Origin of the sequence: Streptomyces sp. GbtcB7, assembly GCF_019091445.1 — a bacterium.
GTDB classification, from domain to species: Bacteria; Actinomycetota; Actinomycetes; order Streptomycetales; family Streptomycetaceae; genus Streptomyces; species Streptomyces mirabilis.
Map to the genome: position 1 here is coordinate 26,405 of NZ_JAGXJM010000052.1, position 25,040 is coordinate 51,444.

General features: G+C 68.5%; 26 protein-coding genes and 3 pseudogenes. 14 read left to right on the forward strand and 15 right to left on the reverse strand.

What is annotated here, in order from left to right; genetic code table 11:
- Nucleotides 1-181 precede the first annotated feature (181 nt).
- The 4 genes from KVT44_RS48895 (at nucleotide 182) to KVT44_RS48910 (ending at nucleotide 4,024) form a co-directional block, all read left to right on the forward strand.
- Complete coding sequence (locus KVT44_RS48895; protein ID WP_217574886.1) at nucleotides 182-1,081, forward strand: zinc-binding dehydrogenase; 900 nt, start codon at nucleotides 182-184, stop codon at nucleotides 1,079-1,081.
- Between the two features lie 462 nt (nucleotides 1,082-1,543).
- Complete coding sequence (locus KVT44_RS48900; protein ID WP_217574888.1) at nucleotides 1,544-2,485, forward strand: NADP-dependent oxidoreductase; 942 nt, start codon at nucleotides 1,544-1,546, stop codon at nucleotides 2,483-2,485.
- 544 nt (nucleotides 2,486-3,029) lie between these two features.
- A complete protein-coding gene (locus tag KVT44_RS48905) occupies nucleotides 3,030-3,437 on the forward strand; it encodes a hypothetical protein (protein WP_217574890.1) in 408 nt (135 codons plus the stop codon).
- A gap of 50 nt (nucleotides 3,438-3,487) precedes the next feature.
- Nucleotides 3,488-4,024 carry a GNAT family N-acetyltransferase gene (locus tag KVT44_RS48910; protein WP_217574892.1) on the forward strand — a complete coding sequence of 179 codons (537 nt, stop codon included), beginning with the start codon at nucleotides 3,488-3,490 and terminating at the stop codon, nucleotides 4,022-4,024.
- A 42-nt stretch (nucleotides 4,025-4,066) separates the two neighbouring features.
- Here the strand turns inward: KVT44_RS48910 and KVT44_RS60850 are convergent, their stop codons facing one another.
- The 7 genes and pseudogenes from KVT44_RS60850 to KVT44_RS48940 form a co-directional block, all read right to left on the reverse strand.
- Nucleotides 4,067-4,969 (reverse strand): DUF6192 family protein, encoded by a 903-nt coding sequence (locus tag KVT44_RS60850; protein WP_308314340.1) that lies wholly within the window; start codon nucleotides 4,967-4,969, stop codon nucleotides 4,067-4,069.
- A gap of 336 nt (nucleotides 4,970-5,305) precedes the next feature.
- Nucleotides 5,306-5,476, reverse strand: a pseudogene (locus KVT44_RS48920) (SAM-dependent methyltransferase); the annotation flags it as partial.
- A 36-nt stretch (nucleotides 5,477-5,512) separates the two neighbouring features.
- A complete protein-coding gene (locus KVT44_RS48925; RefSeq protein ID WP_217574894.1) occupies nucleotides 5,513-6,475 on the reverse strand; it encodes a serine/threonine dehydratase in 963 nt (320 codons plus the stop codon).
- A 77-nt stretch (nucleotides 6,476-6,552) separates the two neighbouring features.
- Nucleotides 6,553-7,578, reverse strand: coding sequence for a carbon-nitrogen hydrolase family protein (locus KVT44_RS48930; RefSeq protein WP_254650921.1), 1,026 nt, complete (start codon nucleotides 7,576-7,578; stop codon nucleotides 6,553-6,555).
- A gap of 175 nt (nucleotides 7,579-7,753) precedes the next feature.
- The gene (locus tag KVT44_RS59215) at nucleotides 7,754-8,176 is read right to left on the reverse strand and encodes an SDR family oxidoreductase (protein WP_254650922.1); all 423 of its coding nucleotides are present in this window, start codon (nucleotides 8,174-8,176) and stop codon (nucleotides 7,754-7,756) included.
- 64 nt (nucleotides 8,177-8,240) lie between these two features.
- Nucleotides 8,241-8,510, reverse strand: a pseudogene (locus KVT44_RS61245) (SDR family NAD(P)-dependent oxidoreductase); the annotation flags it as partial.
- Between the two features lie 520 nt (nucleotides 8,511-9,030).
- Nucleotides 9,031-9,822 (reverse strand): SDR family NAD(P)-dependent oxidoreductase, encoded by a 792-nt coding sequence (locus KVT44_RS48940; RefSeq protein WP_217574896.1) that lies wholly within the window; start codon nucleotides 9,820-9,822, stop codon nucleotides 9,031-9,033.
- Between the two features lie 87 nt (nucleotides 9,823-9,909).
- On the opposite strand from KVT44_RS48940, the gene KVT44_RS48945 reads away from it, so the two are divergent.
- Entirely contained in the window at nucleotides 9,910-10,761 is an 852-nt protein-coding gene (locus tag KVT44_RS48945; RefSeq protein WP_217574898.1) for a helix-turn-helix transcriptional regulator, read from the forward strand.
- A gap of 159 nt (nucleotides 10,762-10,920) precedes the next feature.
- On the opposite strand, the gene KVT44_RS48950 is transcribed toward KVT44_RS48945, so the two are convergent.
- Together KVT44_RS48950 and KVT44_RS48955 are read right to left on the reverse strand one after the other, a co-directional pair.
- Nucleotides 10,921-11,418, reverse strand: a complete 498-nt coding sequence (locus tag KVT44_RS48950; RefSeq protein ID WP_217574900.1) for a YfbM family protein — start codon at nucleotides 11,416-11,418, stop codon at nucleotides 10,921-10,923.
- 53 nt (nucleotides 11,419-11,471) lie between these two features.
- Complete coding sequence (locus KVT44_RS48955; RefSeq protein WP_308314341.1) at nucleotides 11,472-12,935, reverse strand: NF041680 family putative transposase; 1,464 nt, start codon at nucleotides 12,933-12,935, stop codon at nucleotides 11,472-11,474.
- 754 nt (nucleotides 12,936-13,689) lie between these two features.
- On the opposite strand from KVT44_RS48955, the gene KVT44_RS48960 reads away from it, so the two are divergent.
- From KVT44_RS48960 to KVT44_RS48975, 5 genes are all read left to right on the forward strand, one after another.
- Complete coding sequence (locus KVT44_RS48960; protein ID WP_217574903.1) at nucleotides 13,690-14,697, forward strand: hypothetical protein; 1,008 nt, start codon at nucleotides 13,690-13,692, stop codon at nucleotides 14,695-14,697.
- A gap of 80 nt (nucleotides 14,698-14,777) precedes the next feature.
- A complete protein-coding gene (locus KVT44_RS60335) occupies nucleotides 14,778-14,912 on the forward strand; it encodes a hypothetical protein (RefSeq protein ID WP_302832209.1) in 135 nt (44 codons plus the stop codon).
- Nucleotides 14,909-15,052 carry a hypothetical protein gene (locus KVT44_RS48965; RefSeq protein ID WP_217574906.1) on the forward strand — a complete coding sequence of 48 codons (144 nt, stop codon included), beginning with the start codon at nucleotides 14,909-14,911 and terminating at the stop codon, nucleotides 15,050-15,052. The genes KVT44_RS60335 and KVT44_RS48965 overlap by 4 nt, the downstream gene beginning before the upstream one ends.
- Nucleotides 15,053-15,227: 175 nt before the next feature.
- Entirely contained in the window at nucleotides 15,228-15,572 is a 345-nt protein-coding gene (locus KVT44_RS48970) for a hypothetical protein (protein WP_217574908.1), read from the forward strand.
- Nucleotides 15,573-15,636: 64 nt separating this feature from the next.
- Entirely contained in the window at nucleotides 15,637-16,047 is a 411-nt protein-coding gene (locus KVT44_RS48975) for a hypothetical protein (protein WP_217574910.1), read from the forward strand.
- Here the strand turns inward: KVT44_RS48975 and KVT44_RS48980 are convergent.
- The 3 genes from KVT44_RS48980 to KVT44_RS48990 form a co-directional block, all read right to left on the reverse strand.
- The gene (locus KVT44_RS48980; RefSeq protein WP_217574912.1) at nucleotides 16,013-16,255 is read right to left on the reverse strand and encodes a hypothetical protein; all 243 of its coding nucleotides are present in this window, start codon (nucleotides 16,253-16,255) and stop codon (nucleotides 16,013-16,015) included. The genes KVT44_RS48975 and KVT44_RS48980 overlap by 35 nt on opposite strands.
- 402 nt (nucleotides 16,256-16,657) lie before the next feature.
- Nucleotides 16,658-17,038 (reverse strand): hypothetical protein, encoded by a 381-nt coding sequence (locus KVT44_RS48985; protein ID WP_217574914.1) that lies wholly within the window; start codon nucleotides 17,036-17,038, stop codon nucleotides 16,658-16,660.
- A gap of 22 nt (nucleotides 17,039-17,060) precedes the next feature.
- Nucleotides 17,061-17,495: a hypothetical protein gene (locus KVT44_RS48990; protein WP_217574916.1), complete on the reverse strand. Its 435-nt coding sequence runs from the start codon at nucleotides 17,493-17,495 to the stop codon at nucleotides 17,061-17,063.
- Between the two features lie 693 nt (nucleotides 17,496-18,188).
- Here KVT44_RS48990 and KVT44_RS48995 point away from each other — a divergent pair.
- Nucleotides 18,189-18,494: pseudogene (locus KVT44_RS48995) on the forward strand (transposase); the annotation flags it as partial.
- Between the two features lie 8 nt (nucleotides 18,495-18,502).
- Here the strand turns inward: KVT44_RS48995 and KVT44_RS49000 are convergent.
- Both KVT44_RS49000 and KVT44_RS49005 read right to left on the reverse strand, forming a co-directional pair.
- Nucleotides 18,503-19,039 (reverse strand): AAA family ATPase, encoded by a 537-nt coding sequence (locus tag KVT44_RS49000; RefSeq protein WP_217574918.1) that lies wholly within the window; start codon nucleotides 19,037-19,039, stop codon nucleotides 18,503-18,505.
- 317 nt (nucleotides 19,040-19,356) lie between these two features.
- Nucleotides 19,357-20,673, reverse strand: a complete 1,317-nt coding sequence (locus KVT44_RS49005) for an MFS transporter (RefSeq protein ID WP_217574920.1) — start codon at nucleotides 20,671-20,673, stop codon at nucleotides 19,357-19,359.
- An 88-nt stretch (nucleotides 20,674-20,761) separates the two neighbouring features.
- On the opposite strand from KVT44_RS49005, the gene KVT44_RS49010 reads away from it, so the two are divergent.
- The 3 genes from KVT44_RS49010 (at nucleotide 20,762) to KVT44_RS49020 (ending at nucleotide 23,986) form a co-directional block, all read left to right on the forward strand.
- The gene (locus KVT44_RS49010) at nucleotides 20,762-21,739 is read left to right on the forward strand and encodes a winged helix-turn-helix domain-containing protein (protein WP_217574922.1); all 978 of its coding nucleotides are present in this window, start codon (nucleotides 20,762-20,764) and stop codon (nucleotides 21,737-21,739) included.
- Between the two features lie 362 nt (nucleotides 21,740-22,101).
- Nucleotides 22,102-22,839, forward strand: a complete 738-nt coding sequence (locus KVT44_RS49015) for a dienelactone hydrolase family protein (protein ID WP_217574924.1) — start codon at nucleotides 22,102-22,104, stop codon at nucleotides 22,837-22,839.
- Nucleotides 22,840-23,092: 253 nt separating this feature from the next.
- The gene (locus KVT44_RS49020; protein ID WP_217574926.1) at nucleotides 23,093-23,986 is read left to right on the forward strand and encodes a hypothetical protein; all 894 of its coding nucleotides are present in this window, start codon (nucleotides 23,093-23,095) and stop codon (nucleotides 23,984-23,986) included.
- A gap of 365 nt (nucleotides 23,987-24,351) precedes the next feature.
- Here KVT44_RS49020 and KVT44_RS49025 read toward each other — a convergent pair whose 3' ends face one another.
- A complete protein-coding gene (locus KVT44_RS49025) occupies nucleotides 24,352-24,927 on the reverse strand; it encodes a hypothetical protein (RefSeq protein WP_217574928.1) in 576 nt (191 codons plus the stop codon).
- Nucleotides 24,928-25,040: the final 113 nt, after the last annotated feature.

Genomic DNA, 25,040 nt, shown 5'->3' on the forward strand with positions numbered 1-25,040 from the left:
TGCCCGAAGCGCTGGGGAACTGGAACCAGTCGGTCGAACTGAGCGCGAGGACAAAGATCTACTGTGAAGGCGTTCGTAATGCCCCTATTCGGCACCGCTGCCGGATTTGGGTTCCCGGCCCGTACCTCCTGGTCGGCCGGACCGAGTGAGAGGACAAAGATCCACTATGAAGGCGTGCGGAGTGTCCAGGGCAGAGACGGAAGTCGCCCTGCTGGAACTGCCCGAACCGTCATCTCCCGAGCCGGGCCAGATCCTGGTCGCGGTTGAGGCCGCCGGGGTCGGACCGTGGGACGAACTGGAAATCGACGCTCGTTGGGACGTGGGGCTGCGCCCCCCGGCGGCGCTGGGAGTGGAGGGCGCAGGCAAGGTGCTGGCCGTCGGTGCGGGTGTCACCCAGTTTGCCGTGGGCGACCGGGTGCTCGCGCACGAAGCCCCGCTGCCCGGAGGAAGCGGCTTCTGGGCCGAACGCGTTCTGATCAACGCGGATCACGCGGCGGCCTGCCCACCAGGCTTGGACGCGGCACACGCAGCGGCACTGCCTGTCAACGGGCTCACCGCGCTGCAGGCTTTGGAGAAGCTGGACCTCAGCCGAGGACAGCGGCTCCTGATCACCAACGGAGGCGGGGGCACCGGAGCCCTGGCCGTCCAACTCGCCGCGGCCCAGGGCATCGAGGTAACCGCGACCGCGTCTGCTACCGCTGCTGAGCGTCTGCTCGGTCTGGGAGCGATGGAGGTCGTCGACTACCACGATCCGCACTGGTCGACCGAGGTACGCGGCGGGTTCGACGCTGCCCTCATCATCGCCGCCGGCACGGCGGCCGCAGCCCTGCCTTTGGTGCGTGACGGCGGCCGGCTGTGCTCCCTGACCTCGGACGCGCCTCCGGAGGAACGAGGCATCACGAGTTGGGACCTCTACATCGAGCCCAACGCCGCGCAGCTTGCCCAGCTGGCGGAGCAGGCCGCGGCTGGAACCTTGAAACTCGCACCAGAACCCCTGCCGCTCAGCGAAGGACCGGCCGCAATCACCCGAGTGGTTGCCGGACGGGCCGGCGGTAAGAAGATCGTGCTCATGCCAGCATGACGCGCCCTGCCACCGACCGATCCCGATGGTGGGCCACGGTGCACGCGGGGCACGAGCCGCGAGACTGCGCATCGGCGTGGCCATGCAGTGACGGGACTTGGACGCGTCCCATCTGTCGGCCGCGTCGACCGAAACGGAGCCGTCCCTGCGCCCGCTGCCCACTAGCGCCGGGCAGTAGTGAGCAGCGGCGGGCCGGAGCAGCTACGCACGCGACTGAGTGGGTGGCGATACCGGCGAAACTCATCACGAGATCGGACCAGCGAGGCGAGCGGCCTCCCAACCACTGCCTGCAGTGGCAGCCGGGCTTTCCCATCGACGCGAACGTGACCCTGCAGGGTCTGCGCCACGGCCGCGACGACCCTGCCCAACCGGCCGAACACGTTGTGGCGCCCGGCACGCACACCGTTCCCGTCCACCTCGCGACGGGAACGGACAGAGCTTGTACAGAAGGAGGAAACACAAATGAAAGCGATCGTGGTCACTGACCCCGACGCCGGAACCGCCGGGATGACGCTGGCTGAACGACCCGATCCGGAGACGGCGCGCCTCGCCAGCCTTGACGGCGCGAACTACGGCGACGTCGTCGTCGAAGTTCATGCGTCGGGTTTCACCGGGGACGAGCTGGAGTGGCCCTCGACCTGGGTCGATCGCCTCGGCCGGAATCGGACGCCCTCGATCCCCGGACACGAGGTGGCCGGCGTGGTCACCTCTATCACCTATGGAACGGCAGGGCTGTCGGTCGGGCAGCGCGTGTTCGGCCTCACGGACTGGTCCCGCGACGGCACCCTCGCGCAGTACGTCGTCGACGAGGCGCGCAACCTCGCGCCGCTGCCCGGCGACATCGACTTCACGGTCGGCGCGAGCGTCGCGATGACGGGCCTGACTGCCTGGCAGGGACTGTTCGAGCACGGGCACCTCTCGGTGGGGCAGAGCGTGCTCGTGCACGGCGCCGCCGGCGCGGTCGGATCGATGGTGGCTCAGCTCGCGCGAGAGGCCGGTGCGCACGTCATCGGCACCGGACGCGCCGCCCACCACCAGAGCGCACTCGACTTCGGCGCGCACGAGTTCGTCGACCTCGACAACGACACGCTGGAAGACGTCGGCGGAGTCGACTTCGTCTTCGACGTATTCGGCGGCGACATCGGCGCTCGATCGGCCCGGCTGGTGCGAGGTGGAGGAACATTCGTCACCGTCACCGGCCCGCCGGAGGTGCGGCCGGCCGACGGCCTGGCGGTCGACTTCGTTGTCGTCTCCGACCGCGCCCAGCTGGGCGAGATCGCCCGGCGGGTACGGGAGGGACGTCTGCGGACGCATATCGGCCAGGTCGCGAACCTCGACGACGCTGTCGCCGCCTTCAACCCGGCCCAGAAAGTCAACGGAAAGACGATCATCCGCATGCAGTGAAGCCGCGGACGACATCTCACGCAAGCCGTCACCAACGGCGGGCAAGAGGTACGGCGCACAGTATGGGCGCCCGACGACATCGAGATAGGATCGGGCAATTGGGGGCGGGGCGGCTGCGCATGCCCATGCCGCATCGCTCACCGATACTCCTACGGCAAAGAAGAAACCGAGTGCGACAGCTCGGGCGTCGTGGTGGCCCGAGCGATCATGGAGCGCGGCAACGCGGGCTACATACCGATTCTTCTCTGCGGGCCATGTGCTGTCCGGATCTTGGACCCCCGGTACGGTATCGCCCGGCGCAACGCCGCCGTGTGGAGAAGCAGCGTAAGCCTCGCCCCCGGCCTTGCTGCCTTCGTGCTGGTAGCTGGCTACGCCCTGTCTTTTCCGGCCGCGTGGGTTAGGGGCATTGCAGTCGGTCTCGTAGCGGCATGGGCAGCTGCGCGGCTCTGGTACGCCTACGCGACAAAGGGCATGCCGCGGGGCTGACTTAGACGCCGTCTATTTTGGTGGCTGCACGACGAGCGGGGCTGCCACAGTGATCGGCATGGAGCTGCCTCCCGACACCGTACTCATCTTCGATCGCGACGAGGACCTGCTCGTCTTCGAGTCCTACATTCACGCTACGAACTGGATTGAGGCGATTGACGTAGATGAGGGTGAGTACACAGCGGCGTACTCACCGGACGGTGGCGTGTTGACGCTCGCTGCCCCTGAAGGGCCGGAGGGATCGGTCGTTCTGTCCAGGACCGGCAGCGTAGACCTGGGCGATCTGGAGCGGGGGGTGGCCATCTACTGGCACCGCCACCAAACGGGCCAGCCTCCGCGTGACCCGCTGCAGACAGCGGGCTTCTTGATTGACAGGGACAACCAGCCCCGCAGAGGGTGGCTAGGCCGGGTCACCGAGTTGCTGCGACGCGACCGTGCTGGGGACGGGCCCGGGCAGGTGGGTTGATCGGACCACGAGTCTTGATCGCTACCGAGCCTGCTGATTAGCTGGCCAGCATGTCTGATCTTGGACCCGTCGCCTGGCCACCTGTCCCGATCAGGACCGAGAGGCTCGTGCTCCGTGAGCCCGAGGCCCGGGACCGTGCGGCGGTGATCGAGCTGCTGGCCTCGCCAGAGGTGGGCACCTACCTCGGTGGCCCCCGGCCGCGTGATGAGCTGGAGCACGAGATGCCGGTGGCGCCCAGCCGGCGCCCTGGCCTTTTCATAGTCGATCTCGACGGAGAGATGATCGGCCAGATCACGCTCTACAGAGAAACGGGGCACCTTCGTCAGGCTGCTGGGAAGGCTGAGCTCGGCTACTTGTTCCTGCCGCAGGCGTGGGGACGCGGGTACGCCGCCGAGGCGTGCGCCGCGGCACTCGACTGGTTCGCCGGCGCGCTTCCCGGTGAACCAGTGGTGCTCGCCACCCAGACCGCCAACGTCCGCTCGATGCGCCTCGCGGCGAAGCTGGGGTTCATCGAGGTGGAGCGGTTTGAGGCTTACGGCGCCGAGCAGTGGTTCGGCATGTGGTCCCCGGTCGCGCTGTCCGACTGAGTTCGAGCTCGGCGACGTCCGCCGAGGTTCAAAGATGGGTTCTCAGGCCGCCCGCCGGTAGTCCGGATAATCGTCGGCCATCGCCTTCGAGGCGACTGCCGGGCGGCGCAGGAAGTCGGTGGCCACCCGCGCGGCGACCTGGTCGTCGGCGGCGAGGTCGTGGATCGCGTCCACCTTCTCCTGGACGCTCTCGGGGGTGTCGACCTTCCAGCCGACGATCCGTTTCGCGCTGTCGTGCGTCCAACGCGCAGGGCCGCCGCGCGGGTTGGGCGGGGGGTTGTCGACCGCCTCGAACCGTTCCTGCTCGTTGGGGATGGAGGCGAGGATCTTGTGGATGGTGTGGGAGACGCCCGTCCGTCGGCGTTCCTTCGGCCAGCGCGAGGCCACCCACCGGTAGTCCCGGACGGTCGAATAGGCCGGGCCGACGTCCTCGGCGAACATCCGGATCGCCTTGCTGACGGTGAACAACTCCTCGCTCCCCGTCGGGTTCGCGCCTCCGTAGGAGCGCATCGGCTCGATCTCCAGGCCGGCGTCCCCGAGCTGCCACTGGACGCTGCTCATCGTCTCGACCCAGTCGCGCCCCAGCCTGACCAGCTCGTCGTAGCGCTGCCGGGTCACACTGCCGACCATCCCGGTCATCCGGACATCACCCCCACGTGCACCGGGGACAACACCCTCGCGTGCCGTCAACTCGCCCTGGAAGCCCGTCACTTCGCACGATCCGACTGCCTCGCCCGGCAGGGAAAGGCGTACGGCCCCGGCGCCCGAAGCGGTGCCACCGGTACCGGACGCGCAGGCCCACACCCCGCCGGAGTGCGCGCGCCGCGTGTGCCAGGCCCGTTTGCGGCAGGCGGGAGAGCAGTAGACCGCGGAGACCGGGCGGTCGACACCGACCGTCCACACCGCCCCGCACTGCGGACACGAGGCCGTCACGTCGGCCTTCACCGCCTCGGTCCGAGCTCTCGCCCGCCGCATCCGCCGCCAGTGCCGTGAACGGCACGCGTCCTCGCAGTACGCTGCCGTCGACTTCGCCGACGGCATCAGCGGATCACCGCACCCCCGGCACAACCGCGGCCCGCAAACGTCATCTGTGATCACGGTCAGCTTTAGCCGGGGCGCTCCGTCCCTGCCCATGCAGCCACCGTACGAAGCAAGAACAGCCTCCGGGAGCCCCACCGCTGAGTTCCTGCTCAGCTGCGACGTGACCTGTCCGCATCTCCTCAATGATCTGGACCGATGACCTCCTGAAGGCAACCGGTTGACCGCAACATCACACAGGCCCTAGTCGGCCTGCAGGACGAAGAACAGGAAGCAAAGGAAGCGCGGCGTGGCCGCGACGATTTCAGGGAACAGCTCGCGGGCGGCTGGATCAGGCTCTGGCTCGCTGATGACCGTTATCCGGAAACCGGCACCGGTGAAGGCCTCGATCATCGCGTGCAGCGGCCTGTGCCAGATACGTAGCCCTGAGCCGCACATTGATTCGGTCGCTCAGCTGTCAACGCTCGGTGGGAGGTCTGTGTTGGCTCCTGAGATGACGACGGTGGCCCCGTCCGGGAAGTGTTCGGGGTGGGCAAGCAGCGCGGCGAGGGCGGTGGCTCCGCCGGGTTCGGCAACGATGCGTAGCCGGTGCCAGAGGAGTGCGCGGGCGGCGGCGATGTCCTCGTCTGCGACGGTGAGGGTCTTCATGCCGAGCGAGAGGCCGACGGCGGTGGCGATGCGGCCCGCCCGGCGGGCACCCAGGCTGTCCACGGCGATCCCGCCGACTTCGACGTCCACCGGTTCTCCTGCCTCCAGCGCCGCTGTGAGCGAGGGCGCGGAGGACGGTTCGGCTGCGATCACGCGGTTACGCCCCGCCAGCGCCAGGGCGATTCCTGCGTACAGGCCTCCACCACCGCACCCGACCAAGACGGTCTGCCCCTCCGGTACCTGCTCGGCGAGTTCCAGGCCGAGCGTGCCCTGCCCTGCCACCGTCTGCGGGTCGTCGAAGGCGTCGACATGGAAGGCGCCCTCTTGCCGGGCATGGTCCTGGCTGGCCGCGAGTGCATCGGCGTAGAAGCCGTCGCCCCGGCGCAGGCGCGCGCCGAGCGATTCGATGATGTCGGTCTTCGCCCTGGGTGCGAAGTCGGGCACGAACACGGTGGCGGGCAGGCCAGCTTCGCGCGCCGCCCAGGCCACGGAGGCCCCGTGGTTGCTCCCCGACGCGCAGCAGACGCCGGCGGCCGGTGCACCGCATTGCGCGGCGCGCAGGAAAGCGAGCACGTTAGACGCGCCGCGGACCTTGAAGGAGCCGGTGTGCTGGAGGAATTCCAGCTTCAAATTGACGGGGATGGGCACGTCCAACTCCCCGGCCGCCACCTGCAGCACGGGTGTGCGGCGCACTACGTTGCGGATCCGTCTGGCTGCATCCGCGATGTCGTTCAGGGAGGGGATGGTGACGGGCTGTGCATTCATGGGCGGTGTCCAAGCGGGCCGGAAGGCCTCGGAGAGGGGATGGAAGTGTCGGTGGTGTCCTCAGGCGCGGCACGCGATCAGGTGGACTCGCTGGGCAGATCGTCCGAGAGGCATACGCTGGGGCCGTCGCTGGTCTGTACGGCGCGGCGGGCTGTGGTGTCCACGTGGAGGCGGAAGATGTCGGGCCGCGCGTAGTGGCCGACGGGGTCGAAGTCGTAGCGAGCCCACGGGATCTGCCCCATGTCGAGGTCCGCGGTCAGCAGGGCCTCCTGATCCAGGACGGGCCCGGCCAGCACTTCGCCTAGCGGGCCGATGATGCTGCTGCCACCCCGGGAGATGACGTGCTCTGGGTCGTCGCCGTACGGCGTGGGGTGATCCGGGGGGAAGTCCTTCATGCGCAGGCATTGGTTCGCCGCCAGCACGAAGCATCTGCCTTCCATGGCGATATGGCGCATGGTCGCGTGGTGGCTTTCCCTGCTGTCCGCTGTCGGCGCACAGTACAGTTCAATGCCTTGCGCATACATGGCCATCCGCGTCGCGGGCATGAGGTTTTCCCAGCAGATCACGGCCCCGAGTCGGCCGATCTTCGTACGGTGCACCTCAAGCGTTGAGCCGTCGCCGAACCCCCAGATCATCCGCTCGGCGCCGGTAGGCATGAGCTTGCGCCGCTTCCCGAGGAAGGCTCCTGTGTCGGAGAAGAACAGGACCGTGCAGTAGAGCGTGCCGTATTCCCGTTCGACGACGCCGATGACCAGGTGCGTGCGGGCATCGGCCGCCAGTTCGCCCAGGCGGTCCGTGACAGGGCCGGGCACCTCCACGGCGCCGTTCCAATACCGGGCGAACTCGTCTCGTCCGGCAGAGGTGCGGTCGCCCACCACGCCCCCGAACGCCGATCCCTTGGGGTACCCGCCGATGAAGGCCTCGGGGAACACCACGAGATCCAGGTTCCGCTCGGCCGCCTCGGACAGCCACCGTTCCACCACACGCAACGTGGCCACCGGATCGAACGGAACCGGGGCGGCCTGCACTACGCCGGCCCGAACGACTCCCGCCTGGCCGGGACCTGCGCCCGGGCTGTTGTAAATACTGTCGTCACTGGTCATGCCACATGCCCCCTTGCCTTTGAGAATGCCGATGATGATGCGGGTAGGGAAGCCGCGACCCATTCATTGCGGTCGCGGAGGTATGCGCCGAAGGCGGCAGCCCCGGCACGTCGACGCGCGCCCCCATGAGCAATCTCGCCGATACTCACGGTTCTATTGATCCTTGTCGCACAATTCAGCTGAGTGCGCCGCCGCTGACGAGCAGTTGCTGTCCGCTGATCCAGCGGGACAGCTTGCCGGTGAAGAATTCGACGGCGTCGGCGACGTCGTCGACCGTTCCCATGCGTGAGCCGAGGGGGCTGGCGTTCTGTACGAGCTGACGGAGCGGGTCGTCGGGCTTGCTTTCGGTGAAGTAGCCCGCGCCGTCCGTCGCAGTCGGGATGACCGCGTTGACGGTGACGCCGCGTTCGCCGATTTCCTGGGCGAGCACTGAGACGAGGAAAGTCGGGGGCAGCTTGCTCGACGTGTAGAGACCGAAGCCGGCCGTCGGGCGGAGCGTGGAGCTGGAGCCGATGTAGACGATCGAGCCGCCGCTGTCGACCGTGCGTCCTGCCTTCTGCAGCGTGAAGAACGCGCCTTTGGCGTTGACGTTGAACATGCGGTCGTAGTTCGGCTTCCGTGACGTCCAGAACAGGGCCGCCCGTCTCGTCGATGCCCGCGTTGGCCACGACGATGTCAAGGCCGCCGAACCGGCTGCGCGCCGTGTCGAGGAGCGCCTCGATCTCGTCCGGCTTCGACACGTCGGCGCGGACGTCGACGGCGCGGGAGCCCGCGGTCTCGATCTCGGCCACCGTTGCGGCGGCCCCCGACGCGTCCCGCGAGTAGTTGACCACGACGCTCGCGCCGAGCCGTCCCAGTCGAACGGCGACGGCTCGGCCGATCCCACGGCTGGCGCCGGTGACGACCGCTACCTTTCCCGACAGGTTTGTCATTTCTGAGCTCCTTCTCGGTGTACTGCAACTGTTGGTGGACGAGGCTGGCACCGGGCATGTCGCCGGTGGCCGGCATGCGATGCCGTCCGCCGGGAGGCTTTGCCGTGTCCCGGCGGGTGATCAGCCCTGGAGGGCGTGGCGCAGCGCTGCGGTGCGTTCGTCGCGCATCCTCACGCTCGACGGCGCCTGGGGGGCCACGGCGTCCCAGCCGTGGTAGGCGTCGCGACGTCGAGTTCACCGACCTGGACCAGGGTCGGCGGAAGACCGGCGAGGTCGCCGGCGCGGGCGGGCGCGGCGTACGGCTCCACGTCCGGGGGGCTGTTCACGGTCGGGTGTGCCGCCTTTCTTGAAGGTGGCGGTGTGGGGGCCGTAAGGGCCGCCCCGCAGTATCCGGACCGGGGGCCGGGTACTGCGGGGTCTGCGCGTCGCGGAGCCCGCTGGGGTTGCTGGACGGCCCTTACGGGAGTGACGGCTCGGCGCCGAGAGTGTGGGCGCCGACAGGGGTGCTGGGCTGCCCTGGTCAGGCGCCCGCGCCGCCGTCAACCGGGATGATCGCGCCGGTCACGTACGAGGCGCGGTCGCTGAGCAGCCAGGCGGCTGCCTCGGCGATCTCCCGGGGCTCGCCCATCCGGCCCATCGGGATCTTTGCGCTCATCCCTTCGATGAGGCCGGGAGTGGCCGCTTCCCATTCGTCGATCATTTCGGTGGCGGTGCCGCCGGGGGTGATGCCGTTGACCCGGACGTTGGCGGGGGCCAGGTCGACCGCGGCTGTCTCGGTGAGGCTGTTGAGCGCGCGCTTCATGGCCCCGTAGGCGGGCAGGCCGGGGTTGGAGCGGCGGCTGCCGATGCTGGAGGTGTTGACAATGGCCCCGCCGCCGGTGCGGCGCATGAGGGCGATCTCGGCGTTCATGGCGGTCCAGTGAGCGCGGAAGTTCACGGTGAACTGCTCGTCGATGTCCTTGTCGCTGGTGGCGTCGACCGGGCCGGGCTGCTGGATGACCGCGCCGTTGTTGAAGGCGCCGTCAAGACGTCCGTGCAGCTCCTCGACGCGGTCGACGGCGGCGCGGATGCTCGCGCTGTCGACGAGGTCCAGGGTGACGGCGTCGGCGGTGCCGCCCTCGGCGCGGATCTCCTTCACGAGACTCTCCAGGGCGCCGGTGCTGCGGGCGGCGAGCACGACGGCGGCGCCCTCGGAGGCGAAGAGCCGGGACGCCGCCGCCCCGATGCCGCGGCTGGCGCCGGTGATGAAGATGACCTTGCCGGTGAGCAGGCCGACGGGTGCACTGTGGGTGGTGTTCGTGTGGTTCGTCATGCCAAACAGCGTCAGGCCGCACCCGGACCGGATACAGGCACAGGCTGTACCAGGATCCGCCGCCGCTGTCGCGCGCACACTGGGCGTATGGACAAACAGGAACTCGGCGCGTTCCTCCGCAGCCGCCGCGAGCGGCTCCGCCCGCAGGACGTCGGCCTCCCCACCGGACCGCGCCGGCGCACACCAGGCCTGCGCCGTGAGGAAGTGGCGGTCCTCGCGCACATCTCCACCGAGTACTACATCCGGCTCGAGCAGGGCAGGGCGCCACGCCCCTCAGGCGACGTCCTGGCCGCGATCACCGGCGCGCTGCGGCTCACCGACGCCGAGTCCGACCACCTCCACACCCTCGCGGGCACCGCACCCAACCGGACCGGACTGCACCGGCGCGACGTCCGCCCCAGCGTCCTCGCGCTCCTTCAGCGGCTGCCGCAGACAGCCGGCTTCGTGTTGTCCGCCGCGTTGGAGGTCCTCGCGTGGAACGACCTCGCGGCCGCGCTCATGGAGGACTTCGCCCCGCTCGCCCCCGAGGACCGCAACCTCGCTCGCCGGGCCTTCCCCGGGCCGCAGCCCGCCGATGCGACGCTGTACGGGATCTCCGACGCCGCCGACTTCCGCCTGAGCGTCGTGATGCAGCTCCACGCCGCCGTCGCCCGCTACCCCACCGATCCCGCGGTGACCGGCCTCGTCGCCGAACTCCGCGACACCAGCCCCGACTTCGCACGGCTCTGGGAACGACACGACGTCCAGGCCGCGCCGATGCTCACCAAGACCTTCCGCCACCCGGCCGTCGGGGAGGTCACCGTCGACTGCGACACGCTCACCCTCACCGACCGCGACCAGTACCTCGTGCTCTTCACCGCACCGCCGGGATCCCCCGGCGCCGAGGCCCTCGCCCTGCTGAACGTCCTGGGAGCACAGGCCAGTCACTACCTGCCGTAGCACCACAGCCAGCCACCGCGACCAGACGCAATGTCTGGGTGAGGACCTTGCGCGAGATGCCGCCGATGAGGTCGACGAGAGCTCAGTTGTCCGGCTGACGTGACCGCTTCAGGAACAGGCACTCAGCTTGTCATTTAACGTCCGGCCGCCGGAGGTGGCTCAGTCGAGCCAGATCAGCATCGCGTGACCGGTGGATGCGGCCCCTTGGAAGAACTCTGTCAGGGGAGTAAACAGGTCGCGGGCCCACTCCAGTGAGGTGGGCGAGTCCCAGATTTGGGGATAGATCTCGGCCTTGGCGAGTTCGGAGGGATCGACACCCTGGATGAGCTGGTCATACGTCTTCTGGTGCAGGGTGTCAGCGGCCAGCCGGACCCGATCTGGAGTTAGGTATTGCGGCGGTCCGTAGCCCCAGTCGTCGGCAGCGAGGGGTTCCTCACCGTGGACGATGTCGACCGGGAAGGCCGAGCGTCGCAGGAGGAAGCCGAGCAGATCCCATGTCTGGTGCGTGGTGAAGTGCCGCGTCTCGTTCTGTGCTGGCTCGTGCTCCTCCTGCGCGTCCTGAATCTCCTCGGCGAGGTCCAGGGCCCATTCGGGATCCTTGAGTGCCCGGTCCAATTCCGCAGGTGTGACGCGCAGGTACTCCCCGTTCATACTCATGGGCCGCAGCATACGGAGCATGTCTGACAGCGGGGCTGGGCCCGGGCCGCAGGTCACTTTGTGCGTCGGGGCTTGGTGCCCTTCTTGTGGTGGGCCGGCCGGGCGTATGCCTCGCCGGTGGCGAGGACTCGCCCGACCTCGTGGCGGGGTGTTGGTCGCTGGTTCTTCGAACCGGGCGGCCGGCCGGGACCTGGGCGGGAAGGTTTCGGTGCACCGGCCGGGGAGCCGGCCTTCGCACGCAGGTTTCTGAACCCCCTGCGGACCCGGGCGGGCGTGAGCCTGTTCGGGGGAGTGGGCTTCTCCCAGGGTCTGCGGAGGTCGGTGGCCAGCGGACGGGCAAGGCGGAGCTGGGCATAGACGGCGATCACCAGCCATGTCCACCGGTTGGCCGCCTCCGAGCTGCGAAGCCGGGGTCTGGTCCATCCGAGCGTCTGCTTGAACAGGCGAAACGTGTGCTCCAGGTCGAAGCGGCGGAGGAAGGACTGCCAGCACCGGTCGACCTCCTCGGCGGTGGCAGAAGTGCCCGACCACCACAGCCAGACCGGCTTGTTCACCCCGCCGCTCGGCAGATTCTCCACGGTCAGGCGAATGACGGTGCCCTCGATGATGGGAAGCAGTCCGTCGTGGCCGATCCAGGCCGCCCGGCGGGTCAGCCTCGGGTGCAACCTGTCCCACGCCTGCGCCGTCGCCTTCCCGTAGAGGCGGGTGTCGGTGACCGTCACAGCCTGCTCGGCGCCCCAAGTCGCGGGGTCTCCGAAGACGAACTCGCCCCCGTGCTTGGGCGGTCGGCCGCCCTTCGGGTCATAGACCCGCGACGGTGTCGGCCGCCGCATGACACGGTCTGAACGGAGCCGTCCGAGGATCTCAACGGGCAGGTCGTTCAGCAGGTGGGCGATGCGAGGTGCGTCGTATCCGGCATCCAGCACGACCAGGACCTCGGGATCGCCCGGCTGCCACTGGCCGGCGGCGACGAGCCGCTCGACAATCTCGCGGAGCTGGACCGTGGTGACTGCGGCGACGTCCGCGCCGGGCTCCAGGCGGACCGCGTCCAGCACTGCGGTCCAGGACGTGCGCCCGGTCTCCAGCGCGGCCACGATCGAGTACGGCCAGCCCGGGACCATCTGATGCTTGCCCTCGCCCCGGCCGAAGGTGTGGCAGAAGGACCGGTCAGGGCAGGTGTTGGCGTCTGGCCGCAGCCAGGGCGAGACGTCCGCGGCCAGCACGATCCGGCCGTCCGTCGCTCTCGGTAGCGGCATCCCCACCAGCGCGCGACGCAGCCGGGCGACGTCGATACGCCCGTTGTTGAGGCCGGCGTAGAGGGCCCCGTGCCCGCGGCGGTGTTCCGGCGCGAGTGCCAGGTCGACGAGCGTCCGCACCGGCCCGTCCGTGCACAACAGCGCGTCGCACAACTCGAACAGGGCGTCGCCCCGTGCGGTCAGACACGCGTACAACTCCGTCCGGAAGCGTGACACTTCCGCGAACGCATCCCGCAAGACGCCCCGATACCCCAAACTCACGACCACGGCCTTCGTGCTGGTTCCTCTGCCTCTGTGACGGAGCACAGGATCAGACGAAGACCGCCTTCACGTCCGCTGAACTGCGAAAACACTCGTCAAGTTCGAGTCGCGTTCGACGCTGGACCTTAAACGACAAGCTGACTGCTTGAATCGAAACCGGGGTGTCCGGGAAGGCGCTGTCAACGGGAAGTGCGCACCGGACTCCGCGGGCTGAGTACGGCTGAACGATGCTGGCTGGCGGCTCCGCGGAGGCAGTGGTGGCGTATGCGGCCCTGCTGGCTGCCCGTGTACGGCTGGTTGAGGATGCAGCCCGCCCCCTCCGCACCGTTGGCGAACTGCCCGTCTACGGCGCCGCAGTCACGATCGCCCCCGACGGAGAGACACACTCTCCCGTGGCCGGTGGTCAGTCACCCTGTAACGACGCACACATTTCCGCGCCTGCCCTTGCAGAAGACTCGCGCCGCCCTGGCATCCGAATGTCAGCTGACTCCGTCGGTCGCCACCGCAACCCGGGCGCCGAGCGTGCCCGGCAGTGCGGATGCCTCGACGACACTGCGGAATGGCGTCCGGCAGGACCTCGGAGACGTGGGCGGCGACGGCCGCGGTGTTCGCTCCCGCAAGCTGCCCGATCCTGATTGCGAATACGCTCTCCTTACCCGGAATCAAAAAGCGTCCGGTGCACGACAACTAGCAGACGCCGATATCCGGCGGATGCAATGACCTCGGGTGGCCGCCCGGCAGAGGGGGAGGGGCGATGGCCGGCAGGACCCAGCCTGCGGAGGGCAACAGCCAGCGGCCGGACGTGAGCTATCCGCTGATTGCCAACGGCCTGGACTACTTGGTCGACGTGGTCGACCAGCTGGCGACCTTGCCGGGCCGGCTACCCAACGCCCGCGCACTGAAGTACGCCGTCCTGCATCTGCAGGCCGCCACCGAGGTCCTCCTCAAGGCCCGCCTGCAGCGTGAACACTGGACCCTGGTTTTCAGGAAACCGGAGGCGGCGACCCGGTCCGCCTTCGACAGCGCGGACTTCGACAGCTGTAGCACCGACGAAGCCTTCGCCCGGCTGACCCGGATCACCGGCCTCGCCCTGCCGGACAAGGCCGTCACCGCGGTGAAGAAGCTGGCCCGCGACCGTAACGCCCTCCAGCACTACGGCCTGACCGCTCCGGCCGCCGCCGTCGAGGCCCGGACTGCCGACGTGCTCAACTTCCTGCTGCCCTTCATCTCCGACCACCTCGTGCCCGGCCTCGACCAGAGCCAGAAGGCCGACGTGGAGGGGACCATGTATCTGGTGCGCAGCCAACTCCAGAGCATCGAGTCCTTCCTCACCAAGCGCATGAACGAGTTGCGCGCCGGACTCCAGGACGTGCAGGACCGCACGGTCTTCTGCCCCGAATGCGCCCAGCAGGCCCTGGTCCTGGGCGGGGACCTGCCGTCATGCCGCTTCTGCCTCAAAACCTGGGACGACCCGGGCGACGCAGCTTCCGAGTACGCCTGGCAGAAGCGGGGCACAGATCCCTTCGTGCCCGCAGGCGACGCGACCGCTGTCCACGAATGCCCCGACTGCGACGTCGATGCGCTGGTCATCGCTCTCACCGCCGCCGCGCCGGACACGCCGCGGCACTTGTGCTTCTCCTGCGTCACCGACTTTACCGACATCGCCCTTACCTCCTGCGAGGGCGGCTGCGGACGCCTCCTGCGCGCGGACGCCAAGGACTCAACGTGCCTGACCTGTTCCCTGTTCAGCGAGAGGACCTGACGACGCGCCACCGTGACCGGCACGCCCTGGCCCGGCCTGCAGCGGAGGAAGGAACCTTCCCCCGCCGTCCCCGCGCCGGCATGGCGCAAGCCGCTCTGTTCAGCGACGCAGCGTCCGCCACGGCGATCCCGCTGTCCACACCGCGCCCGCGGCCGCCGCTGGAGACGCTGACCTGGCAGGAACCGCCCGCCGCGACCGAGGAGGACGCGTCATGACGTCGGCCGAGCTCGTCCCCGCCCCCGGCCGCACCCCGGCCGTCCGGCGCCGCGTGCGCGCGGAGCCCGATGTGCGCACCCGCGGCGGCGAGCGGATCTCCGCGTCCGCCGCCCGCAAGCTCACCACCGCGGTGCCGTAGAACTCCCGGGATGCCCGGGCCACCCGCTGGCGCTCCTACAGCCTGTGGTGCGCGACCTACGCCTGGACCGAGGACGAGCCCAACGCGGTGGCCTCCTACCTGTCCGACGACCGCATCGCGGGTCTGGGCGTCGAGTTCCCGGCGCAGGCTGCTGACGGCGAAGCAGCGGATCTTCGTGTCCCTGACCGGCTGCACCGGCTACGACCGCGACCTGTCGGAGGAGATTCTGACGGTCGTCCTGAAGTGCGTGGGTGCCGAGCAGCAGGACGGCTATGTAAGGCAGTTGGAGGCCTTCGCCGAGGCCAACCGGGAACGCCTGGTGAAGCTGTACGCCCGGTACGGGCCGGGCGGGACCTCCGCAGATGAGAGTCACTGCTACCTGACGCACCAGCCGGAGAGCGTCGTGGTCTGCGAGCGTCTCGACACCGTCCCGATGTGGCTCGACGGAGTGTGGAACGACGAGATCGACGCCGAGCTGACGCTGGAGCGCTTCACCAAGTACTGGCGCTTCGGCCTGTGAAGGCCAACAGCGGCTCGATACACCATCACCAGCCGGACGGGGACGTCACGGAGAGGAAAAGCACATGGCTCAGCTGACGATCCGGGACCTGTACGACCTCCTGAGCCAGGCCCCCCGACGGCGGGACCTGGAGCAGGACGTGATCCGGCTCGTGTACGACGGCACGGCCATCCACCTGTCCACGGCCGACCAACCGGACCGTGTGATCGCCCGGGCCAGCACCTGCGGATTCGTGACCGGTTCCTGGGACGTGACCGCGTACACGGCGAGCCTGGCCTCGGTGATGGCGTGGATGCGGATGCTGGACGGCGAGAACCTCATCGACTTGACCCCGTTCTGGGCGAGCGCCCCGATCGTGCTCGCGTTCGCCACCGGCGGGCAGGTCGGGGCGTGGCCGGTGATCGCGTGCCCGACGGCTCCAGCCGACCGGCGCCCGCTCCTCAGAGCTGACGGGCTCCCGCCTTGTCCAGAATGAGATCGATCAGATCGAGGATGCCAGGCCAGTACCGATCAACGTTGAACGCCGTCGCGGCGGTGCGAACTGCAGAGATCAACGCTCCGACCGCGACTAGATCAGCCGGGTCCATCTGGACGTGACTCTGACGATCCACCAGCGATCCGGCCGGGCTCGAGATAGCCAGAAGGTCAAACAGTTCTTCTTCTTGGACCTCCTCCAGCTCCATGCGAACGCTACGCCACCCCATGAGGACCACCGTTGTGGCTTCAGCTATACCGAACAGGCAGCCCGCCACCGTGGAGTCGGGATATTGACTCGCCAGATCAGTGAGCCACGGGGCTGCCCTGGCGCCTCACTGCGACGCATCCCGCAGCAGGCACTTCTCGGCCTCACTGCATCCGGCGAGAGGCGGGCATGTGGGCACAGTCCCGAAGCGGGTCGGGATGAGGGAGCCCGGCTCATATACGTTCGCAGTCACCCGCCCAGTCTGCCAACCAGAAGGCGCACGTCATGTGCGAGGGCCTGATAGCAATCGAAACCGGGACCGAGTCCTACCGGCTCGCCCACACCAAGGCCCAGCAGCAACTCAAGGCCGTTCCCTGACCGCATCTCCCTCGCTGGAGGAGGATCACCGGCCCTGCTCGACCCATTCCCGCACGGAGAGCGCGCCCTTCATGCGGGCCGCGATGTCGGTTTGCGCCGTCGCGTCCAGCGTCTCCGGCAGTCCCTGGAAAGTGGCAGGCAGAACGTCGAGCAGGCTCAACACCTCCTCGCCGGTCCGGACCGTGAGCAGCAGCTCGCACCGCCACTGCGGCGACGCCTCCGGCCGATGGCTGAGCTGATGCTCCAGTACCGGGAACAGATAGTGCACCGCCGCGACCGCCGCTTGCTCCCGCAGCCAGTCGACCGGCAGCCGCTGGCTGAAGTCCAACCGCGCCGCTTCCTCCTCCAAAAGCAGGAGCCGCTCGGTGTCGACGGTCCGGATCGTCCGTGGCAGGACTGCAGTCATGCCGTGATTATGCGCCAAAACATCACGGGTTCGCTGAGCGTCCGATCCCGTCTACGGCCTGGAAGTCGTGATACTCGTCGCAGACGATGCCCTGGTTGACCCAGTGAGCAGGGTCCGCGCCGAGCTCGCGTTCGGCCAGGTGGAGGGCTTCCTCGGGGCTCGCCACGGTGCCAATCTCCTTTCCCCAGCCTTCGTCTTCCGGGTCGAGAGGTGGGAACTCGGTGACGTCGCGGAAGGTGTCGGTGCCCACGTCTTCGACTTCGCTTAGATAGACGGTGACGCCCGCGCGGCCCGGACTGACAGCGATCCAGCGAAGGCCCCGCCGACCGTCGCGTTCAATTCCACCGAGGAACTGCTCGATCTGCTTCCCGCGGTGCAGTGCCCCGAGGGCGAATGCTGGGGTGAGGTGCCGCATCTCATCGTCTCCGTTCTTGCTGGTTGGGAAGGCGTCCTGCATCGACGTGGTCTGCGAGATAGATCATGGTGGCTTCGGGGCATCGCCGCCGCCTACGCGCCCCGGCTGACGGCGCCGTTGCCGTGGATGCGTGCGGCCGAGAACACCAACAGCAGCGGCTTGCACCGCTGCCTGTGCACCATGCTGCACCCCGACACGCCTGACGCCGAAGATCGCTGGGACGACCCGTGGTCCTGACCGTGCCCCGGTCGCCACCCGCAAGTCCGGGAACCGGGTAGCTGCCCCGCCCACACCGCAATTCAGTGGGGAATCGCCGCCCATCGGCCGCCACGACGTGCGGAGTACCGACACGGCGCAAGCCCTCGACCTGCTCGGCCAGATGCTGACAGGGTCGGCCCCAGACTCACCCGTTCACACGCCAGGCAATGACATCACCGCAGGCACACACTGCGGATCGCCCGTGCTGCAGCTGCGACTCGGCGAATCCGAGAATGGCCGCCTGAAGGGTTGTTGGCCGACGGGCTATCTTGCCGGGCATGCAGACTGTGAACTGGAGCGGTGTCCGGGAGCGGACAATCGCTCTCTATGCACGGCAGGGATCGAAGGCCAGTGCCGTTCTCCCGCTGGTTCTAAGAGGGCGGTATGCGAGTTGGTAGGTGATTCGTCGTCACCTGAACGGATGGGACTGCGGCATCCCAGCCGCTCGGCGGGCTCGGGCGTGCTGGGCTGAACACCGTGAGCGAGCGCAAGCCCTACAAGACCGACCTGTCCGACGAGCAGTGGGCGCTGATCGAGCCGGTGATCGCCGCGCGGAAGGCCGCACGCCCCTCGGTCAGCAGCCACTAGGGCCGGTACGCGATGCGGGAGATCGTCAACGCGCTCCTCTACCAGGGCCGCACCGGTTGCCAGTGGGACCTGCTTCCGCACGACCTGCCGCCGCGTGGCGCGGTGATGTACTACTTCACCAAGTGGCGCGATGACGGCACCGACCAGACCATCCACGACCTGTTGCGCTGGCAGGTGCGGGAGAAGGCGCGACGGACACCAACTTACGCACCGCCTCGCAGCTCCTGAACTGCATCGATCACGCTGTCCACCACCTCGGTCACTGGCTTGGATGCATCGATGATCGTCGCACCACGGCTTTCGTAGATCGCTCGCATCCGAGGATTCCACTTCAAGGCCGCTGCGAGCTCTTCGGGATGTTGACCGAATGCGTTCGTAGTGCGGGTCGCGAGCCGGTGACGGAGGGTGTCCTCGTCGATCACCAGGCACACGATGACGTCGAAAAGATTGCGGACGTCTGCCTCGTTCTCCGCCGACCCACACAAGAACGCGATTCGGAAACGAGACTCCTCGACGAGGGTCTCAACGCGCTCGCGGACGATCGCCCACCCGTATCGATCGAGCCAGCCCCCGGGAACCGGATACGGAGGATCCATCACGACCTCGCCCTCAGCTCGGTCGATCCAGCGACTGAAGCCGTCCTCGTCGGCGTCGAGCGCGACGTAGCCACGCGCCCGCAACACCCCGCAGACCGTGGACTTACCAGTCCCTGAATTACCCGTCACCCACACCAATGCCACGCCGCCAGCGTAGACATGCCCACCCCGGGCCAGCGGCAATATCGCCGCGACCAGGCAAGGTGCAGATTCGACCGAGTGACTGCTCCAGCACAGCCGGCGGACGGCCAAAGCCCCAGCTCAGCTACCCTTCCACGTGCGTCGAGCACACCATCGCGACCGGTCAGTCAACCTAAGTTGCACCCAAGCTGAAACAGACATTGACTCATATACCGCCCTCTAAGGACTCCTAACACAATGAGCTATCGGGAATGGCTGTCTGTCAGAGAGACGTGGGGGTGGGCTGCGTGACGGCTCGTGGACGACCCGACCTGCGACGGTTACCGCGCAGGAGAACGACACGCATGCTGTTCGGCGCCGTTCTCTGATCCCGTCGAGTAGTTCGGGACGGGGACCGGGGATGTGGGCGGCTGCCAGGTGAGAATCCAGCCAGCGGTCAGCGCCGCCGCGCCGCCTGCCAGGGCGATTGCGCCGCCTGTTCCGATGCCTGCGGCCACCGAGCCGAAGCAGACCGGCCCGACGCCCTGCAGCGTCATGCTGCCGGAGCCGAGCAGGCCGAAGGCCTGGCCCTGGCCATCCTGCGGCAGGGCGTCCAGGAACGGCCGTTGCAGGCCGAGACCGTAGGCGAATCCGAAGCCGCAGAGCAGCAGCAGACAGGACGAGACGCCCACTCCGGGTTCGGCGGCGAAGCCGACCAGCGGCAGTCCCATCAGCGCGATCAACGGGACTACCAGTCGCTCCCGGGTGGGTGGCCGTAGTAGTCGGCCCACCAGCAGGTCACCGACGAGCATGCCGACCGGCAGACAGCCCATCAGCACCGCGTACCAGCCGGGCGCGAAGTGGCGTCCTCCCGCGTAGGCGACGATCAGGCCTTCCGCGCCCGCTACGAACGCGGGCGGTAGCCACTGGGCCAGCATCAGTCGTCGCACCGTGTTTCCGCGCAGCGGCAGGCCGGCACCGTGCAGGCTTGCCCGGACGGCCCCGCCATCGCCCCGAGCGCTGCCGGGTGTGTTGCCGAAGTCTCCCGGCTGCAGCCGGGGTAGCCGGATGCGGATAGCGAGCGCGCAGCCGAGGTAGAGGGCGGCGCTTACCGCGAGCGCCCGGTGCGGGCCGAGTACCGCGACGGCCGCACCTCCCAGCGCCAGACCGAACAATTGCGCGCCGGAGGCAGCGATGTTATTCAGTGAACGGCCCAGGACATAGGCGTCGCCCTCCAGCCACTGTGCTACCAGCCGACTCGACGCGCCGCTGAACACCGGTGTGGCGAGGGCGACCAGCGCCACGACACCGAGGCTTGCCGCGATCGGCATCCGCACCAGGGCGATCAGCAGGGCGGCGGCGCACGTCAAGGCGTAGCCGCCGGCAATGAGCGCGCGGGGCGGCAGTTGGTCGGCCAGTGAGCCCAGCAGCAGCGAGCCGAACAGCTGCGGGATGAAGCCGATGCCGAAGGCCAGTGCGCTCAGCAGCGCGGAGCCGGTGGCCGAGAAGACCAGCACCGAGAACGTGGTGATCCGCAGCGCGTCCGCAGTGATCGCGACGGTGCGGGTTGAGAAGAGCAGCCGGAATCGCGGCTCGGCCAGCACCTCCCGGTAGGTGGCACGGTGGTTGACCTGCGCGGGTTCGGCGGTTGGGGTCATGACGCCCAGCCTCGCCGTGCGCCCACGCCACTCACCAATGATTCGTCGCTGGACGAATCGGAACGGACGTCCCGGGTAGCATGGCAGGGTGCTGCGCTTCGAAGTCTCCGTCGAGGACCTGCTGCGCAGCCGCTTCGCGCTGTCGCCCGCACTGGACCTCTGCTTGCTGCTGCGCTCGCTCGCCGGACAAGGCCAGCCGCTGCCGCGAGCCTGGGCCGCCCGGCTCATGCCGGCCTTTGAACGGCTTCGCCGCGAGACCGAACTGGACGCCGCCCTCGCTCTGCAGGCCCCGCAAGGCGGGCCGAACTTCGTCGCCCCGCCCCCGCGCGGCCTCAACCAGACCTGGGCAGACGACCTGGCCATGATCCGGGCCACACCGCTGGAAGCGGCCCGCCACGAATTCGCCACCACCGCGACCGGCCCGTCCGCCCGCGATCCCCGTGTACGCGCAGTGCTGGACTCGGCGGACGCCGTCTCCAGGATCGCCGAGGCGATGGACCAGGCTTGGCACGAGCTGCTCGCCGCGGACTGGCCACAACTGCGCGCGATCTGTGAGCGCGATGTCGTGCACCGGGTGGGTGTGATCGGCGAACACGGATGGGCCACGACCATCGAGAGCCTGCACCCGGGCATCGCCTGGCGCGCCGGCGGTATCGAGATCGGCTTCTTCCGAGGCGGAACAGTCCGCCTCACCGGCGACGGGCTCCTGCTGATCCCTTCGGCCATCGTCGGGCATATCGCCGCCCACCTGGAAGACCCCTGGCCCAGGACCTTGGTCTACCGTGCCCGCGGCACCGCCGCCCTGTGGGGCGAACAGGAGACCATCCCCCAACCGGACGCGCTGACCGCTCTGGTCGGCCGGGCCCGAGCCCGGCTGCTGTTGGCGCTGGACGCCCCGGCCAGTACCAGCCACCTTGCCCGAAGCCTCGCCATGGCACCCGGCGCGGTAGGAGACCACCTCTCCATCCTGCGAGGCGCGGGGCTGCTCGTCCGCGCCCGGTCCGGACGGTCGGTGCTCTACCGGCGCACCCCGCTCGGCGAGGCACTGGTCGGCGGTTCGGGCTGAGGGCTCAGATCAGCACTGTTTTTTGAGGCCTCGCCAGCAGATGATTGCGCAGCCGAGGGTGAGGAAGGCCTGGTGGATGGCGGCGCGGATTTCCCACCGGATACGCAGTCGGCTGAGGATGCGCACTCGACGCGCAAATCCGGGTCTGGGCGCGCAATGGATCACGCGACCCGCGCTGATGCCAAAGCCGATCCTGCTCTGAACCACGCTGGGGTGTGACCGAGGTACGCGCCAAAGGGGCAACGAGATGATCTTGAAGCCCTGAGCGCTCGGCCCCCGTATTTCAGAGGGACACGCGCACTGCTCTGCCAGCGGCAGAACACCGGCCGGACCGGGCTCGACGATCACTACAGTCCAGTCTCATGACGACGATTACGACGCGTACGGTCGAGTATCCGGCCGACGGTCTGACGATGATCGGGCACCTCGCGCTCCCGGCCGGTGTCGACCGCCGGCCCGCGGTGCTGCTCGGACCAGAGGGCATGGGGCTCAGCGACGTCGAGCGCCGCCGGGCCGATGCTCTCGCCGAGCTGGGATACGTAGCGCTGGCCTTCGACCTTCACGGCGGGCGCTATTTGGGCGACCCCGAGGAGATGGTGGCCCGTTGCCTGCCGCTGCTCGCTGATCCCGACCGGATGCGGGGCATCGGCCATGCAGCGCTCGACGTGTTGCGCACCGAATCGCGGGCCGAACCCGACCGGATCGCCGCCATCGGCTACGGCACCGGAGGCGCCGTCGGGCTGGAACTCGGGCGCGACGGCGTCAACCTGCGCGCGATCGGGACAGTCAACGCACTGACCACGGGCCGACCGGGCGAGGCAGCGCGCATTCGCTGCCCGGTGTGGGCCGGCGTCGGGTCGGAAGACCCGATCATGCCGCCCGCACAACGGAACGCGTTCACCGCCGAGATGCAGGCCGCAGGCGTCGATTGGCGCCTCGCGGTCTACGGCGGCGCCTTGCACGCCTTCCACCATCCGCCGGTCGACCACCCCACGGTCCCCGGCGTCGGCTACCACCCACAGCACGCGCAGCGAGCCTGGCGCGACGTCGTCGACCTGCTCGCCGAGTGCCTGCCCGTGACGGAAGATCTGCGGGCATGACCCAGGCAAATAGCCTGGCGCCAGGCGTGGTCCGCGTCGGGCACTCACAGTCCCCTCCCCTCAAGTTCCCATAGCAGAACCACATTCGGGCGGATGCTCGACCGCGGAGACGCGTTCGCAACTGCCGCAGTAAATGCCGGATTTACTGCGGCGGGGCCTCTATCGTGATCACGGCGACCTGCGGTCGGACCCTCCCGGCGAGGTAGCGAGGTGTACGCATTTACCGCGACAGGGAGGCGGGCCGGCGCGGTTTGTGTTCATCGACGACAGCGCACGCACGGCGCCGGGCGACGTCCCCCGGGCTCAACTCGGTCCGCTGCACGCCTACGGAGCGGTGATCGTTCCCGAGGAGTCGCTCGTGCCCTACGCCGAGCGCCTCGCCGCTCTCCGTACCCGCCTGGGTCTGCCGCCCAAGACGGAGTTCAAGTGGAACCCCGGCGGCGGGTCGCTGCACAAGAACTGGGACGCGCTCCGCGAGGCCCGTCCGCAGATGCTGCAAGACGCCCAGGACCTCGGCATCTCGGCGGTTGTCGTCATCTGCGCGACGGAGCGGATGCCGAACTCCTGGGACAAGGGGAAGATCCAGCTAGAGATGCTGAAGTATCTCTACGAGCGCGTGTCCATGGTCCTCGACAACACGGGCCCTAGCGGCATCCTCATCGCCGACCAGCCGCCCGGCGACCGAACAGACGAGAAGCGGTGGCTGGGCCAAGCCCTGGCCCTCACGGAGAACGGCACCCAGTACATCGCCCCCGACCCCAACCGGATCGTTCTGCCCGTGCTGACCGCCCGGTCGGACCACCTCGCCTTGCTGCAACTGGCCGACCTGGTCACTGCAGCTACCACCGCGCTCATCGCCGGCAGCGAACACGCCGCGCCCTATCGGGACCTGATCAAAAGTCTGCTGGCGAAGAATTGGCTCGACGGGATGGGCGGTACAGGGCTCAAGCTGTTCCCGGACGCGGAATACAGCCCGCACAATCTCCGCAACCTCTTCTACTGGGCATTCGGCGAGTGGGGGTTCTCCAAGGTTGCTCACTTCGGCCACAAGCCCCTGCCCCACTACGAGTGGGCGTACGCGACCAGCGACGGGCTCGGGAACACCCTCCCGCCGGACCATCCGTACGCGAAGAAGAACAGCGCATGAGCGTCGGCAGCACGACAGTCACGTCGGCCGCTCTCCCCAGGGCAGGACGGGTAATACCCTTCTCGCCGGCCCCGCCGACGTACGCCGCGGCGGTCGAGCGATACCTCACCGGCGCGGGCATCGCGCAGTCCTCCGAGCCGATCTACCGGATCTCGCTCACTACCTGGGGTGGATGCTGCGCGGCGAGACGGCCCCGACCGGGCCGGCCCGCCGGGGCGCGAAGCCCGCGCCCTTCGACTTGGCCGCCGTCGACGGCCCAGACTTGCCGCCCCTCCTCGCCGAACTCGCGGCGGCGCGGGCGGATGAGATGGATGCCGAAACGGGGTGCCGGTAAGAACCGTGTCACCAGCCGCACACGGTGGCGACTACTCCTCCAGCCCCTCGCTCTCTCCCTCCGGGCTCGGCGGCTGCCGCAGCGTTCGGATTGCTGCCGCATGGAAGTTGAACCGCGCAGTGTTCGCCAGGACCAGCGCTGGGTTCCACTCATCCCAGTGCGGACAGGTCGCGCCGACCTGTCCTTGAGCCGTGATCACGTCCCGCATTCCGACGAAGGCATCCTCCATGGCCCGTACCGCGAAGTCGATCCGCTGTGGGCCCAAGAGCTCCACGCGTTCGAGATCCCTACGGACCGCGCGCCATGCTTCTCCCAGCACACGGCTTGCCGCCTCCGCCGGGCCTTCAAGGCGGTCGTCTTGCTGGTACTCATGTGCCCGCGACTCCCATGACTGCTGTACCCCCTGCAGGCTCTCCACCCATGTGTCCCACGTGTCTACGAACGCCAGGTATGCCTGCTGGCGTTGCCCGCGTAGCCACTGGCCGTGTTCGACGGTCGCCTGGTCGGCGGTTTGCCGGCGTCCAGTCCTGTATCCGATGTAGGCCACCGCGAGGGCGAATAGTCCGCCCGCTATGGCGGTGAAGATGGTGGCCGCTGTGGTGTTCATGGGGTGCATCCTGCCGTTTGCGGCTGGTGACACGGTTCTTACCTACACCCCGACTTCTGCGAATGACGACCTGCGGAAACGTGATCGACTCCGGACCTCTCGCAGAACTCTCG